Origin of the sequence: uncultured Arthrobacter sp. (genome assembly GCF_947493765.1) — a bacterium.
GTDB lineage: Bacteria > Actinomycetota > Actinomycetes > Actinomycetales > Micrococcaceae > Arthrobacter_D.
The window spans coordinates 127,696-142,160 of sequence record NZ_CANLSZ010000005.1; the positions used below are offsets into that span (position 1 = coordinate 127,696).

Below are 14,465 nucleotides of genomic sequence, written 5' to 3' on the forward strand. Positions count from 1 at the left end.
AGGACAGCGCCGCCCCCTACAACGGGTTGATCAGCAATCGACTGAAGGACCGCAGTGCGGTGATCACCGGCGGGGCGTCCGGGATCGGGCTGGCGACGGCCCGGCGCCTCGCCCACGAGGGGGCCCGCGTGGTCATCGCGGACATCTGTTCCGACGAGGCGGGGCAGGAGGCGGCGGACTCGGTGGGAGGGATCTTCGTGCGCACCGACGTCACGCAGGAGGACGACGTCGTCAATCTCTTCAGGACCACCGGGGACACCTACGGGCGGGTGGACATCGCGTTCAACAACGCGGGGATCTCGCCACCGGAGGACGCCTCGATCCTCGAGACGGGTATCGACGCGTGGAGACGGGTGCAGGAGGTCAATCTGACCAGCGTCTACTACTGCTGCAAGCACGTCATCCCGTACATGCAGCGCCAGGGCAAGGGCTCGATCATCAACACGGCCTCCTTCGTGGCCGTCATGGGCGCCGCGACCTCGCAGATCTCCTACTCCGCGTCCAAGGGTGGCGTGCTCTCGATGAGCCGCGAGCTCGGCGTCGAGTTCGCCCGGCAGGGCATCCGCGTCAACGCCCTGTGCCCCGGTCCGGTCAACACACCCCTCCTGACGGAGCTGTTCGCGAGCGACCCGGAGCGCGCCGCCCGCCGACTGGTCCACGTGCCGCTGGGCCGGTTCGCGGAGCCCGACGAGCTGGCCGCAGCCGTGGCGTTCCTCGCCTCGGACGACTCCTCCTTCATCACCGCGAGCCAGTTCCTCGTCGACGGGGGGATCGCGGGTGCCTACGTCACACCGCTGTGACGCTGTGACGCCCGTACGCCTCGAACCGGTGCGGCTCCCGCGCGGGGAGTCGCTCACGGATCGGTGACCCTTCACACTGAGGGCATGGAGTGGACGCGTGCGAAGGACTGGCTCATCGGAGCCGCCGGCCTGCTGGTCGTGCTGGTGGTGGTGCTGACCGTCGCCTGGTTCGTGATCAGCGACCCCGTCGGACGGAGCGGGCCGGGGGCCACTCCGTCGCCGAGCAGCGAGGGACCGGTCGATGCGGGGCCGCCCGACGGGCTCGCGGAGGACGACGTGTGGCTGGCCGACGTCGTGCTGGAGGTGGGGACAGCAGTGAGCGGGGGCACCACGCTGCGGGACATCGACGCCGTGGGGCGGGATGTGCTCACCGGGCCTGACGGGCTCGTCGCGGGCGGGCTCGAGCTGGACGCCACGGTGCCGTTCGACGTCGTCGCCGAGGAACTCGGTGGCGGGGCGCTGGTCCGGGCCGGGGACGACGGCGAGGCCGAGGTGGTGCGGGGCGTCGAGGTGCTGGGCCGGGAGGTGCGCGTGGTCGCGTCCGGCACGGTGGAGGTCGACGCCGGTCGGCTCGTCGTCGAACCCCGCTCCATCGACCTCGGCGGGCCCGGCTTCCTCTCGGACGCCCTGGCCGCCGTCGCGCGCCGCGCCGTGACCATCGAGCACGACATCGAGGGTCTGCCCGAGGGCCTGGTGCTGCAGGATGTGAGCGTCGGGGACGACGGCTTCCGCGCGACCTTCCGCGGTGAGGACGTGGTGCTCACCCGCTAGCTGTCCTGAGGACACCCGGCTCCGGCATGGGGACGCGGTCTCCGCGGGGAGTCTCAGGATCTGCCCAGTTCTTCGCCAGCTTCATGGAACCGTCTCGCGGTACCGGCTATCTTCTGTAGGTCAGGGTCGATACCGATTGCCCGTGGAGGGTCACGGGCAGGGGTGGGGTACTGACGCATCCATCATCGCGTCGGTCCATGACCCGAGGTCTCACTCATGAAAACTCCTTCCCTCCGCATGCGCAGAACCGTCTCCCTGAGTGCCGTCCCGCTGGCCGTCCTCCTCGCCGGCGGACTCGTGTGGCAGGGATCCCAGGCTGCATTCACCGACGACACCAGCAACGACAACAACGTCTGGAGTGCGGGCAGCATGGACCTGATTGACGACGACAACGGTGTCGCCGCCTTCAACATCTACAGCATCGTCCCGACCCAGCGGGGTCAGCGATGCATCGTCGTCACCTCGTACGCTAATCATCCCAGCGAAGTGCGCCCCTATGTCCGGAACTTGACGAGTACCAAGAACGAACCGACCGACACGGCGCTCGAGGACCACCTCTTCCTCGACCTCGTACAGGGCGACGGTGGCTCATTCGGCGACTGCGAGGGTTTCGCGGCCGATGCCGCAACCGCCACGGGCTTCGGCGCTGCGGGTAGGCAGCCGATCTCCGTCCTGAACCGGGATCACAGCAGCTTCGACAGTGGCGGTGCCGTCTGGCAGACCACGGGTGATATCCAGACGACCGGTGAGAAGCGGACGTACAAGATCACCTGGGAATTCGACACCGACGGTCTGACCCAGGAGCAGGTCAACAGTCTGCAGAAGGGTACGGTCGGGGCCGAGCTGGTGTGGGAGATCCACTCGAGTGACCACCCCAACCCCTAGGCCGGTCCCAGCCACCGGCTCATCCCGCCTGGACAGCGGAACGGTCGGGGACTCGCTCTGATACTCGCACCAGCTCCCTCGCCCCCGGCCGGATTGTTTCCGGTGCCCGCTTCCGCCGTCGAATGGTTCCGGACTATCTTCGGCGCCGAGGGCTGGGTCCTGTTGATCGCGGGGTTCGTCTCCCGCTTCTACCTCATCCTCACCGTCAGTCTCGCCCTGATCGGGGTGCTGCCCCTGCTGTGGGGTTGGCACGGCACGGTGGTGCAGAGCGGGTCGATGGAACCCCACATCACAGCCGGGGACGTGGTTCTGACCCAATCCCTGGATCCGGACAAGCCGGTGCCGGTCGGCCGGGTGGTGCAGTTCCTCGTGCCAGCCTCCGGACCGGCGGCCGAGCAGGAGACCTGGCTCCACAGGATCGTGGCGGACAACCTGGACGGCACCTTCGTCACCGCCGGTGATGCCAACCCCCAGGCGGACAGCGCCCCCCTGATCCGGGAGCAGATCACCGGGCAGGGCCGGCTCCTCGTGCCGATGATCGGACTCCCCGGTCTGTGGCTCGCCACCGGAGAGCTGGCCCTGCTCGCGGCGTGGACGGGGTTGTCGGCGCTCGCCGTCGTCGTCGTGCGGGTCGAGGGGCGGGTCGTCGCCGTGGCGGAGGCCGACGCCGGCCCGGACCAGGCGGATCCGCTGCCGGACGAGGAGCCGTATTCGCCGCTCGCCGTCTTCGACGACGACGCGCCCGGGATACCCCCGTCAGAGATCGACGGCGAGGCCCGCATGCGAGCCCTGCTCCTCCGGCTGGCGGTCGTTGTGGGGGTGGCCGCGATCCTTGCCGCTCTGGTGGCTGCCAGCGCCTCGGTGCTCTCCTCAGCGGCCTTCACGGCGTCCACCTCCAACACCGGGAACTCCTTCACCGTCGCCTCCGAGTGGCCGGTGCCCTCCGTCACGCTCCAGGATTCGGGGCCGGCGGTCGAGGGACGCATCACCCTGAGCGCCGATGCTGCTGAGCCGCGATCCGGGATCCGGAGCGTCAGCATCGAGTACGCCGAGACCGGAGGCACCGTGTGGACCACCGTGTGCACCACGACGACGGCGCCGTACTCCTGCGTCCTGGACACCAGCGGTGCGCCCGAGGGCGTCTACCGGGGCCGGGCCATCGCGAGGAGCAACGCCGGTGCCACGGCCGTCTCGGAGGAGGTGGAGGTCCGGATCACCCGCTGATTGCACTCGGCCGAACCTCTCGTGTGCTCAGCAGGCTTCCAGAGCGTCCAGGTCATCCAGAGCGTCAGGGCTGAAGAGGTTGTCGAGGAGACACGCCTGTTCGGCGGTCAGCGTCTGCCGTCCGGCGGCGACGAGCTGGCGGTGCCACCACCTGGCGAGACGTTCCTCGCCGGCGTTCACGGGCCGGATCGAGGACGGGGTCCGCCCGTAGTGGGCGTGAAAGGCCGCCAGGTCCTCCAGATGACGCTTCCACGAGAGGCCGGCCCGCTGGGCCCGGTCGGTAGGGTCGTCGATCATCAGCGGCGCCCTGCCTCGGGGACGATGAGCTCGTCGGGAGGGGCATTGCAGGGCGAGAAACGGTTCAGCATGGCTACCTGTCCGGTCACGAAGGACGACGCAGTGGTCAAGCTCGCTTCTGAACTTGGTGCAGGCTTCCCCGGAGTCGGCACGAGAGCCCATCATAAGCACCGCAGCCCCGCCTGCCCGAACGGACGGCATCCTCGCCCGCAGCTGTTGACCGGCAGCGCCGGGTGTGGATCTTCGGAGCAGCAGCGCCGGTCAGGCGTCGGTCGGCGCCGGCGGCATGGTCCCCAGGAACTGATTGGGATCGAGGGGCGGCCGGCTCGATCCGAGGAGGCGGCTGCGGAACGAGTCGCTGATACTGCCCACGTAGAGCCATCCCATGAGCTGCTCGTGCGTGGCGAGCCCGTGCGCGGTCCGCACCGCCGGAGCATTTGTCAGCAGGCCCGTCCGCCACATGACGCCCCAGCCGGCTCGCCAGAGCGCCAGCTCCAGCAGGTGCGCGGCACCGGCGGCTGTGGCGTGCTGTTCCCAGACCGGTACCTTGGGGTGCTCCGTCGGGCTCACGACGACGGCGATCAGCAGTTCTGCGCGGAAAGTCTTCGTGTTGTGCTCACCGGGGCCACGGACCGTCCCCGCAGCCTCGTCGAGTGCCTCGCCGAGCCGTCTCCGGTCATCACCGCGCAGGGTGATGAGCCGCCAGGGGCGGAGTGCCTTGTGGTCGGCCACCGGGGTGACCGCAGCCAGCAGCTCGAGGAGTTCGGCGTCGGAGGGGGTCCCGGGACCCACCTTCGAGACCGAGCGCCTGGTCGCCATGGCGTCGAGGACCGGGTCGGAGGAGAACGTCATGCCTTCCATTCTCGCCCGTCATCGCCCGAGTCCTCGACGACAAGCCGCACCGGCGGCTCTGCCGGCATGGGCGGATCAGTGCGAAGGGGCTACTCCGAGCCACCGCAGGGCCTCCAGCCGATCGGAGAAGTACTCCGTCCGGCTGGGGGAGCGCAGGGTGAAACCCGCGATGATCTCGTCCAGGGGACTGGACCCCACCACCGCGATCGGCGTCGGATGCCTGTAGCGGCTGATGCGTGCCCGGCCCTCGAGACTCACCCCGAGGAGGGACCGCATGTGGATCAGCATCGGCTTCGTCTGCCAGTCCGCCACCTCGTGCAGACCTGCTCGGAAGACGAGCAGGTCTGCATCGGTCACGTCATGACCGGGGCTGAGCACCACTTCCATCCACGCCCGGTGGTCGAGGATCTCGCAGTGCTCCAGGACATGCCTGATAGGCTCGGGTCGCTTCGTCGTGCTGTCCGCTGTCATCGGGCGCCCGGTCCGTGTCTCGTGCCGAACCGTCAGAGCACGAGGCCCAGGGCGAACGGACCGATGAGGACGGTGAACATGGTGATGAGGATGACCCCGACGATGTTGAGGACGACCCCACCGCGCACCATCTCCGAGATCTTCACATTCCCGGTCGCGTAGACGATGGCGTTGGGCGGAGTGCCGACGGGGAGCATGAAGGCACAGGTGGCGGCCAGGGCCGCAGGGATGAGCAGGGTGGTCGGATCCATCCCGATCCCGATCGCGACGCCGCCGAGGATGGGGATGAAGGTGGCGGCGGTGGCCGTGTTGCTGGTGATCTCGGTCAGCAGTAGGACGATCGTGACGACGACGGCGAGCAGCAGGACTATCGGCAGGGCCCCGAGGCCGCTCACGCGCTCCCCGAACCAGGCGTCGAGCCCCGTGGCAGCGACGGCCCCGGCCAGCGAGAGGCCACCACCGAAGAGCAGGAGTACGCCCCAGGGCAGTCCTTCCTCGGCGTCCTTCCAGACGAGGGTCATACGGCCGGCCTTGTCCGCCGGGATCATGAAGAGAACGATTCCCGCGCCGATGGCGATCACGGTGTCGTTGAACTCTCCGAGCCAGGGCAACGCCTCACTGACCGCACCGATGTTGGACACGAGTCCGGGGACGATCCAGAGGAAGGCCGCGCTGCAGAAGACCACGAGGGCGGTCTTCTCGCCCTGGCTCATCCGCCCCAGCTTGCCGATCTCGGTGTCGATCAGTCCCTTGCCACCGGGTATCTCCTCCAGCGAGAACTTGAAGATCACGCGCGTGATGAGCAGCCAGGCCAGGCCGATGAACACGATCACGATGGGCACGCCGAGCAGCATCCACTGCAGGAATCCGACGTCCTCGCCCAGTTCGGTGCTGATGTAGCCGGCGACGATCGCGTTCGGGGGACTGCCGAGCAGTGTCCCGAGTCCGCCGATGGTCGCAGCCCAGGCGACCGAGAGGACGAGCGCCACACCGAAGATGCGGATCTGCTTGTCGTCCACCACGTTGCTGATCGCTTTGCCCGCCTCGAGATCAGCGCCCGTCCTCCCCTCCACGACGTTGGCCCCGCGGCTGTTCTCGACGACGAGCGTGAGCACGCTGAGGGCGATCGGCAACATCATGAGGGTCGTGGCCGTGTTGGAGACCCACATCGACAGGAACGCCGTGGAGATCATCATGCCGAGGATGATCCGGCGCGGATGGGTGCCCACGCGTCGGAGGGTCAGCAGCGCGATACGCCGGTGGAGATTCCACTTCTGCATGGCGATGGCGATCAGGAATCCGCCGAGGAACAGGAAGACGATCGAGTTCGCGTACGGTGCCGTGGCCTCCGCCACCGTGATGACGGTGAACATCGGCAGGAGCACGATCGGCAGCAGCGACGTGACGGACAGGGGTACGGCCTCCGTCATCCACCACACGGCCATGAGACCTGCGATCGCCGCGACGACCCGCCCGTCGTGCGAGAGCTCGGAGCCGCCGAGCAGGAGGTAGATCGCCACGGCCACGACGACGCCGATCCCGCGGAGCAGCCAGGTGCTGCCGATCGAACGGGCGGACTCGCCGTCCTCCATCACCGCGTTCCCGCCCGCTGCCACTTGTCCGGACTGATGACTCATCTGGTTCCCTCCGCACGCCATTGTGTTCCAGGTCACGATGTTACAGGTCCGTTACTGCCGTGTGCTCGCCCGGGTGCAGCTTCTTGGCGCGCCGTCGGCCGGCATGCAACTGTAGGTCGATGAGCGAGCTGTCCGACGTCCAGCCGAGCGAGGTGGTACCGGAACGGCGCCGGATCGTCGACCTCGCCCTCGTGTTCGTCGGCGGCACGGGTGGCACCCTCGCGCGCTTCGGCATCGCCGAGCTCCTCCCCACCCCGACCGGCCTCCCACTCGGGATCCTCCTGATCAACATCTCGGGTGCGTTCCTGCTGGGGCTGGTCCTCGAGACCCTGGTGCACCGCGGTCCCGACGAGGGACGCCGCCGCTCCGTCCGGCTCCTCATCGGTACGGGGTTCCTCGGGGGATTCACCACCTACAGCGCCCTCGCCGTGGATGCGCTGCTGCTGCTCGGTACCGGCCGCGCGCTCGAGGGCGTCGCCTATCTGGTGGGCTCCGTGGTGCTCGGCCTCGCGGCCGGTGCCCTGGGGGTCCTCCTCGGCACCAGGGCGCGGGGGAGGACCTCGTGAGTGTGCTCCTCGTGTTCGTGCTCGCCGTGGCGGGTGGCCTCGGATCGGTGGCGCGCTTCGTGCTCGACGACGTCGTCGCCTCCCGCTCCTCGAACCGGTTCCCGACGGGGACCATGACCATCAACATCAGTGGCTCGTTCCTGCTCGGCATCGTCACGAGCCTGGTGCTCGTGGCCGCCGTACCACCGGCCTGGACGCTCGTGGCCGGTACCGGCTTCCTCGGCGGCTACACCACGTTCAGTACCGCGAGCATCGACACGGTGCGCCTGCTCCAGGCCGGCCGGGTGGGAGCAGCGCTCGTCTCGGGCGCAGCAACCGCCGTGACGGCGCTGCTCGCCGCGGGTCTCGGACTCACCATCGGCCTCCTGCTCGCCCAGCTCTGACGGGCCGGCCTCGTGGACCGGGCAACGGTGTGCGCCCGGGAGCGCCCCTAGCCGAGGACGAAGCCGAGAAGGACTGTGACGAAGAGGTAGAGCCAGAACAGGACGGCCAGGAGACAGGGGGCGAGGGGTAGCCAGTAGCGCCTGTTCCCGCGGAGCTGCACGATGCTCCAGGCTCCGACCAGGAGCGGGGTGAGGAGCAGGACCGACGCCCCGGTCACGGCCAGGAGCACGAACGCCGCGATGAGGGCTCCGACGGAGATCAGGGGGCCGCGCCAGGGGTGGTCGCCGGGCCCGGCTGCGGATGGGGTGCTCATGGGTGTCCTTCCTCGACAGTGCCAGTGCCAGTGCCAGTGTCAGCGACACTCTCAGTATCTGTCCGCCGGCGGCTAGCTGTTCCTCGTACGGCCGGTCGCTGTGACCAGTGGCTGCAGGCCGTTCGCGGCCGTCCCGCCCAGGCGGGCCGAGATCTGACGGGCGGCGGCCGCGCAGGCCTCTCCGAGCTCCTGCAGTCGGTCCGGTCCGATGCGGAAGCGCGGAGCCGGGATGAGCACCGCGGCCACGAGATCACCCCGGTGGTCGCGGACGGGGGCGGCCACCCCTACCTCGTCGGTGGAGGACTCGCCGTAGTTGATGGCCCAGCCCCTCACCCGGGCTTCCTCCAGCCGCCGCAGATACGCGTCGACGGCGGCGGCGTCGTCCGGACCGGGATGGGTGATCGAGCCCTCGCGCAGCATCGACGCGACGTGCTCGTCGGACTCGGCGCTCAGGAAGACCTGCACGGACGCACTCATGGCGTCCCGGTACCTGGCCCCGAGCGGTGTGGTGTGCTTGATCTGGTGGTGGCTCGCGATCTGCTCCACGCACATCGACTGGCCGTCGCTCCACAGCATGAGCGCGCTCGTCTCGCCCGTCTGCTCCGCCAGGGAACGCAGCACCGGGTAGGCCACCTGGCGTTCCTCCAGTTCCGCCAACAGCGGGCCGGCGACGGCGATGAGACCGAGGCCGAGCCGGAATCTCCGGGTCTCGGGATCGCGCTCCACCAGGTGCTCCTGCTCGAAGGTGGCGAGGATCCGCGACACCGTGCTCTTGTGCAGTCCCACCCTGTTGGCGATCTCGGTGACACCGAGGAGGGGTTCGTCCGCCGTGAACGAGCGGAGCACCGCGATGGCGTTGATGATGACGGAGGCGTTCTTGGGCTCTGCGGCCCCCGTGGCGTAATCAGCTGAAGTCATGATGGGGACCATCCTTGCGTATCCGGCGGCAGATCGGCGGCATATGTCCGTTTCGGTCCACGCCCCGTCCGGCGCGGAGCCCTCGGCGGGGCCGGAGGCGGGTCCGGCCGGTCAGAGGATGGTGCGGACGGTCCGTTCGAAGTGCGTGACGTGGGCGGCGGACAGCGCCGCGGCCGTGTCCGCATCGCCGGCGAGGATGGCGTGGAGGAGCTCGACGTGTTCGGTGATGTGCCCGGAGATCGAGGGCAACCGGTTCAGCACCAGGCACCAGATGCGCGTGGCGAGGTTGTCGAGCCTGATGAGCGACTCCTCGAGGTGGTGATTGCCGGCCGCGCGGTAGATCAGGCGATGCACCTCGAGGTCGTACTGCATGAGCTCATGGCGCCCCTGGTGGGCGTCCATCGACGTGATCGCCGCAACCACCTGCTCCAGCTCGAGCCGGATGCCGGGATCGGTGTTCAGCGCGGCGCGGCGGGCAGCCAGCGGTTCCAGCACCTGGCGCACCTCGGAGATCGCGGCGAGTTCGGTGATGTCGACGATGGTCGCGAAGGTCCCCCGCCGGGGGTAGGAGACCACCAGATGATCCGTCTCCAGGCGCTTGAGGGCCTCGCGCAGGGGTGTCCTGCCGAATCCCAGCTCCGCTGCCACGCGGGCCTCGTTGATGGGGTCACCGGGTGCGATGTCCAGCATGATGAGCCGGTCGCGGAGGATCCCGTAGGCGCGCTCGGCCAGGGAGACGTCCTCCGTCGTCATCATGCTGGTACTGCCCATGGTCCCCATCCCTCACCGATAGTCCGAGGCCCCAGGTCCTGGCCACCGGTGTGCCTATTTTACCGTGTGATCGGGCGGGTCCGTCCCACGAGGACGTGAAGCGGATGCCCCTGCAGCACCCGCTCCGGACGGACGGGAAGGGCGGTGCGGCAACCTCTGCCGCACCGCCCTTCCCGTCCTGCTACGCCGGTATCAGGCGCTGATGATGTTGTGCTCGGGTCCGAACGGGAACTTGGTGATGTTCTCCGCGCCGTTCTCCCCGACCACCAGGATGTCGTGCTCGCGGTAGCCGCCGGCGCCGGGCTGGCCGTCGAGGACGGTGATCATCGGCTCCATGGAGACCACCATGTCCTTCTCCAGGACCGTGTCGATGTCCTCGCGGAGCTCCAGGCCCGCCTCGCGTCCGTAGTAGTGGCTCAGCACACCGAAGGAGTGCCCGTACCCGAAGGTGCGGTTGGCCAGGAGGCCGTGCCCGATGTAGATCTCGTTCAGCTCGGCGGCGATGTCCTTGCAGACGGCTCCGGGCTTGATGAGTTCCAGGCCACGCTCGTGGACCTCGACGTTGATGTTCCACAGTTCGAGGGAACGCTCGTCCGGCTCGCCGAAGAACAGGGTGCGCTCCAGGGCCGTGTAGTAGCCGGAGGTCATCGGGAAGCAGTTCAGCGACAGGATGTCGTGTTCCTGGATCTTGCGGGTGGTGGCCCAGTTGTGCGCTCCGTCGGTGTTGATGCCCGACTGGAACCACACCCAGGTGTCGCGGATCTCGGAGTCGGGGAACGTCCGGGCGATCTCGTGCACCATGGCCTCGGTGCCGATCAGTGCCACCTCGTACTCGGTGATGCCGGCCTTGATGGCCCCGCGGATGGCCTCGCCTCCGAGGTCGCCGATCCGCGCACCGTGCTTGATGACCTCGATCTCCTCCGCGGACTTGATCATGCGCTGGCGCATGGCCGCCTGGGCCACGTCCACGAGGGTCGCACTCTCGAAGGCCGCCTGGATCTTGTTGCGGTTGTCCAGCGGCAGCGAGTCGTCCTCGACGCCGAGGCGCTTCGCGTTGATACCGCGGGTCCGCAGCGCCTCCTGGATGGCGAAGATGTAGTTGTCGCGGCGCCAGTCCGTGTAGACGATGTTGTCGCCGTAGCTGCGACGCCACGGCATGCCGGCGTCGATGTTCGCGGTGATGGTGACGGTGTCGTCCGCCGTGACCACCATGGCGTAGGAGCGCCCGAAGTAGGTGAAGAGGAAGTCGGAGTAGTACTTGATCGACTGGTAGCTCGTCAGGATCACGGCGTCGAGGTCCTTCTCCGCCATGATGCGGCGGAGGCCGGCGAGGCGCCGCTCGAACTCGGCGTCGGAGAAGGTGAGGGAGACCTTCTGGCCGTTGTTGAGCGTCTTGAGGCGGTCGAGCTTCGCGACGTCGGTGACGGCGTGATCATTGGTGGTTGTCATGGGAGGGCCTTTCCTGGGTCGTGCGAGCCGCGGGGAGTGCGACTCGGGGTGCATGTTGCGTGACGTGCAACACTGTTGTTTGGAGTATTGAGCGTTGCCCGACCGAAGTCAAGCCCCTGCGGCATGTTCCACCGGGTCGAGGCCGAACTCGGTCGTGATGTCTGCCGAGAGGTCCTCCACCACCTGGTCGAAGAGCAGTCTTCCCTTGTCGGCGTCGGATCCGGCGGGCGCCGACAGGCAGCCGGAACCCGGGGTGCGGTCCGCGACGACGGGCAACCGGTCGAATCGCGGGAGGGATGCCGCCGGATGCTGCATGGCGCGGTCCAGCGACACCAGCGAGGGTTCGAGGTGCAGCATGAGGGACGTCTCGAGGACACCACCGTGCTCGATCGCCCAGCCCGGGAATCCGTCGGGGTAGACCTGCGCGAGCGTGGGCTCCGAGACGTAGTCCCAGTAGGAGAGCAGCAGAACGCTCCGCTCGTCGCCGCTGCCGATGCCGAGCTCGTCGAGCGCCAGATCGATGCCCTCGTAGAGGAACTGGTAGTTCTCGAAGTGCCCGTTGACGAACACGATCCGGCGGACGTCCTGTTTCAGGAGCGACACCGTCACCGATCGCGTCAGGGCGATGAGGGCTGCGGCATCGAGGCTCGTGGTGCCCGGGAGGTGATTGCCGCCCCCGGACTTCTGCTGCGATTTGTAGCCGTAGGTGAACGGCTGGGCCACCAGGCCCGCGGTCCGCCGGGCCACCGCCGCGGCGATGCTCGTGGACAGGACGGCGTCCGTGCCCAGCGGGAGATGGGGGCCGTGCTGCTCCAGGGCGCCGACCGGCACCAGGATCGGGCCCGGCTGTTCCTCCAGCCAGGCACTGAAGGTGTGGGCGTCCATCTCGGACATCAGGACACTGTTTCCTGCGACAGCTGGTTCCGCGTGTATGACGTGCTCCTTGAAGTTGGGTCAGGGCGAGCACGCAGCGCCGCGAGGCGCTGCGTGCTCGGGGGACTAGTGCTCGGGGGACTAGTGCTCGGGGGACTAGTGCTGTGCGCGATGCGCCAGCGGGAGGCCGTCGGCATCGAGCTGGTCGTCCTCCGCGCGGTGTGCGGGGTCGTTGACTTCCTTCTCGAGCCTCTTGACCTCCTTGTTGCGCTTCCGCAGCCTCCGGATGAGATTCGCGATCATCAGGAGGATCACGAAGGAGAAGGGGAAGGCGCCGATGATGGTGCCTGTCTGGACGGTGTCCACCACGGCCGTGCCGCCGATGGAGAGCAGGATCATCGCAACAGCAGCGATGCTGACGACGAGGATCACCCTGAACCAGGGACCGGACTTGTTGGGCGCCGAGACGAACTCCGCGAGGGCGTAAGTACCCGAATCAAGGCTCGTGACGTAGTAGGTGGCCACCAGGATGGTCGCGACGACCAGAAGCAGGCCGCCGACGACAGGAACCATGCCCAGCATCGAGAACAGGCCGCTGGAGGTGTCGGCCGCGACCCCGTCCGAGATGGAGCGGTCGGTCTGGTCGTCGTAGTAGACGGCGGCCGAGCCGAGGATCCCGATCCAGATCATCACGATCAGCGAGGGGATCACGGTGACGCCGATGACGAACTCGCGGATGGTCCTGCCACGGGAGATGCGGGCGATGAAGCCGGCGACGAAGGGCGAGAAGGCGATGACCCAGCACCAGATGAAGACCGTCCACCAGCCGTTCCAGCTGTCCTGCCAGCTCTCGATGGGAGCTGCCGCAGTGGGTGAGTCGGTCCAGAAGCTCATCGGGATGAAGTTGTAGAAGAACGAGCCGAAGGTCTCGGAGATGTTGGAGATGATGTAGATGGTCGGTCCGAAGACGAACACGGCACCCATGAGGACGATGCTCAGGATCGAGTTGGCCTCACTGACCCTCTTCATGCCCTTGTTGACTCCGAGGAAGGCCGAGACGGCGGTCAGGCCGCCGAGTCCGATGATCACGGCGATCCAGAGGCCGGGACCCGCGCTGAGGCCCGTGAAGGACGAGAGGCCGGAGGTGAACTGCAGGGCGGCGAAGCCGAACGAGGTCGCCAGGCCGAGGACCGTCGCGATGATCGCGAGCAGCTCGACGATCACGCCGGCACCACGCTGGGTCTTCTTGGGCAGGAAGTCCACGGTGGCTTCCCGGAACGTCAGGGTTTTCCCGAGGTTGTGGTGCGAGTAGGCGAGGCAGACCGCCACCACGCAGTACATGGCCCAGGCGGTGAGGCCCCAGTGGAAGTAGGACCAGACGATGCCGCCGCCGGAGGTGTTGGCCTGCGGTGCGATGACCGGGCTCTCGTCGCGCAGCATGATCGGCTCGGCGACCGACCAGAAGATGAGTCCGATGCCCTGGCCGCAGGCGAACAGCATGGAGTACCAGGCGAAATTGCCGTGCTCGGGCTTGGCCTGCGGGCCGCCGAGTCGGATCTTCCCCACGCGGCTGAAGGCGAGCCAGCCACAAACGCCGAGGGCGACGAGGGAGTAGAGGACGAACAGCCAGGTGAAGCCGGAGGTGACGAAGGTGCGCAGCTCGCCGATGACCCCGGCGGCACCCTCGGGGTTGAGGGTGACTGCGATCACCAGACCGATGATCAGCAGCGGCGGCAGGATCTTGATGATGGCGCGGTCCAGCGGAGGGATGACCCGGCCGCGGAAGCGGGGTAGCTCGACCTGGCGCGGGGGCTTGCCCCCGTCGCCCCGGGCCGCCTTGGTCGAGGTCGACGTGCTGCCGCCTTCGGCGCCGACCTCGTTCGTGGATGCCGCTCGGGCGGCATCCAATTGCTCATGATTGGACATGCCAACGTCTCTTTCGTTGGGCGGCCGCACATCGACGGCTGCGAGATTGCTCGAGGACTCGAGACACTGAGTTGTTGCGGACGTTGCAACGGTGTTCCACAGATCGTACAGTGGTGAGCGTCACAGTCAAGAGGTCGAACAGAATGTGATCCGGGAAGTCAATGGCCCGGCGAGCATCAGCTGGATCGATCCGATGTCTTGACCCGATGTGATCTTCATCCTATGGTGGGTGCAATCTGATATATCAGTTGTCGACGGAAAGGCAGGGACCTTCGATGGTTCAGGAAACGACGATCTCCTCCGAGGAGTCCAGGACGAACCCGACGGC

At 67.8% G+C, this 14,465-nt stretch carries 16 protein-coding genes; 6 read left to right on the top strand and 10 right to left on the bottom strand.

Translation table 11 applies throughout. The features are described from left to right. Positions 1-29 precede the first annotated feature (29 nt). The 4 genes from Q0747_RS09560 (at position 30) to Q0747_RS09575 (ending at position 3,680) form a co-directional block, all read left to right on the top strand. Positions 30-800, top strand: a complete 771-nt coding sequence (locus Q0747_RS09560) for a 3-oxoacyl-ACP reductase (RefSeq protein ID WP_298254167.1) — start codon at positions 30-32, stop codon at positions 798-800. Positions 801-884: 84 nt separating this feature from the next. Beyond that, entirely contained in the window at positions 885-1,571 is a 687-nt protein-coding gene (locus Q0747_RS09565) for an LmeA family phospholipid-binding protein (protein ID WP_298254006.1), read from the top strand. A 216-nt stretch (positions 1,572-1,787) separates the two neighbouring features. Further along, on the top strand, positions 1,788-2,456 hold the full coding sequence (locus tag Q0747_RS09570) for a hypothetical protein (RefSeq protein ID WP_298254008.1): 669 nt from the start codon (positions 1,788-1,790) through the stop codon (positions 2,454-2,456). A 102-nt stretch (positions 2,457-2,558) separates the two neighbouring features. Beyond that, complete coding sequence (locus Q0747_RS09575) at positions 2,559-3,680, top strand: Ig-like domain-containing protein (protein ID WP_298254010.1); 1,122 nt, start codon at positions 2,559-2,561, stop codon at positions 3,678-3,680. A 27-nt stretch (positions 3,681-3,707) separates the two neighbouring features. Here Q0747_RS09575 and Q0747_RS09580 read toward each other — a convergent pair whose 3' ends face one another. The 4 genes from Q0747_RS09580 to Q0747_RS09595 all read right to left on the bottom strand — a co-directional run bounded on the left by Q0747_RS09580 (position 3,708) and on the right by Q0747_RS09595 (position 6,937). Beyond that, positions 3,708-3,977 carry a helicase associated domain-containing protein gene (locus Q0747_RS09580; RefSeq protein ID WP_298254012.1) on the bottom strand — a complete coding sequence of 90 codons (270 nt, stop codon included), beginning with the start codon at positions 3,975-3,977 and terminating at the stop codon, positions 3,708-3,710. 261 nt (positions 3,978-4,238) lie between these two features. Beyond that, positions 4,239-4,829 carry a nitroreductase gene (locus tag Q0747_RS09585; protein WP_298254014.1) on the bottom strand — a complete coding sequence of 197 codons (591 nt, stop codon included), beginning with the start codon at positions 4,827-4,829 and terminating at the stop codon, positions 4,239-4,241. Positions 4,830-4,904: 75 nt separating this feature from the next. Then, positions 4,905-5,300 (bottom strand): hypothetical protein, encoded by a 396-nt coding sequence (locus Q0747_RS09590; RefSeq protein WP_298254016.1) that lies wholly within the window; start codon positions 5,298-5,300, stop codon positions 4,905-4,907. A gap of 32 nt (positions 5,301-5,332) precedes the next feature. Beyond that, positions 5,333-6,937 carry an SLC13 family permease gene (locus Q0747_RS09595; protein ID WP_298254017.1) on the bottom strand — a complete coding sequence of 535 codons (1,605 nt, stop codon included), beginning with the start codon at positions 6,935-6,937 and terminating at the stop codon, positions 5,333-5,335. A 119-nt stretch (positions 6,938-7,056) separates the two neighbouring features. On the opposite strand from Q0747_RS09595, the gene Q0747_RS09600 reads away from it, so the two are divergent. Together Q0747_RS09600 and crcB are read left to right on the top strand one after the other, a co-directional pair. Further along, positions 7,057-7,503 carry a CrcB family protein gene (locus Q0747_RS09600; protein ID WP_298254019.1) on the top strand — a complete coding sequence of 149 codons (447 nt, stop codon included), beginning with the start codon at positions 7,057-7,059 and terminating at the stop codon, positions 7,501-7,503. Further along, positions 7,500-7,886 carry a fluoride efflux transporter CrcB gene (gene crcB, locus Q0747_RS09605; RefSeq protein ID WP_298254021.1) on the top strand — a complete coding sequence of 129 codons (387 nt, stop codon included), beginning with the start codon at positions 7,500-7,502 and terminating at the stop codon, positions 7,884-7,886. Before Q0747_RS09600 ends, crcB begins: the two co-directional genes overlap by 4 nt. 47 nt (positions 7,887-7,933) lie before the next feature. Here the strand turns inward: crcB and Q0747_RS09610 are convergent, their stop codons facing one another. The 6 genes from Q0747_RS09610 to Q0747_RS09635 form a co-directional block, all read right to left on the bottom strand. Continuing rightward, on the bottom strand, positions 7,934-8,200 hold the full coding sequence (locus tag Q0747_RS09610) for a hypothetical protein (protein WP_298254023.1): 267 nt from the start codon (positions 8,198-8,200) through the stop codon (positions 7,934-7,936). A gap of 72 nt (positions 8,201-8,272) precedes the next feature. After that, positions 8,273-9,118: an IclR family transcriptional regulator gene (locus Q0747_RS09615; protein WP_298254025.1), complete on the bottom strand. Its 846-nt coding sequence runs from the start codon at positions 9,116-9,118 to the stop codon at positions 8,273-8,275. A gap of 111 nt (positions 9,119-9,229) precedes the next feature. Beyond that, positions 9,230-9,898, bottom strand: a complete 669-nt coding sequence (locus Q0747_RS09620; protein ID WP_298254027.1) for a GntR family transcriptional regulator — start codon at positions 9,896-9,898, stop codon at positions 9,230-9,232. A gap of 183 nt (positions 9,899-10,081) precedes the next feature. Further along, positions 10,082-11,338, bottom strand: a complete 1,257-nt coding sequence (locus Q0747_RS09625; protein ID WP_298254029.1) for an aminopeptidase P family protein — start codon at positions 11,336-11,338, stop codon at positions 10,082-10,084. Positions 11,339-11,446: 108 nt separating this feature from the next. Beyond that, positions 11,447-12,232: a creatininase gene (locus Q0747_RS09630; protein WP_298254031.1), complete on the bottom strand. Its 786-nt coding sequence runs from the start codon at positions 12,230-12,232 to the stop codon at positions 11,447-11,449. A 135-nt stretch (positions 12,233-12,367) separates the two neighbouring features. Beyond that, positions 12,368-14,137, bottom strand: coding sequence for a BCCT family transporter (locus tag Q0747_RS09635; protein ID WP_298254033.1), 1,770 nt, complete (start codon positions 14,135-14,137; stop codon positions 12,368-12,370). Between the last annotated feature and the right edge of the window lie 328 nt (positions 14,138-14,465).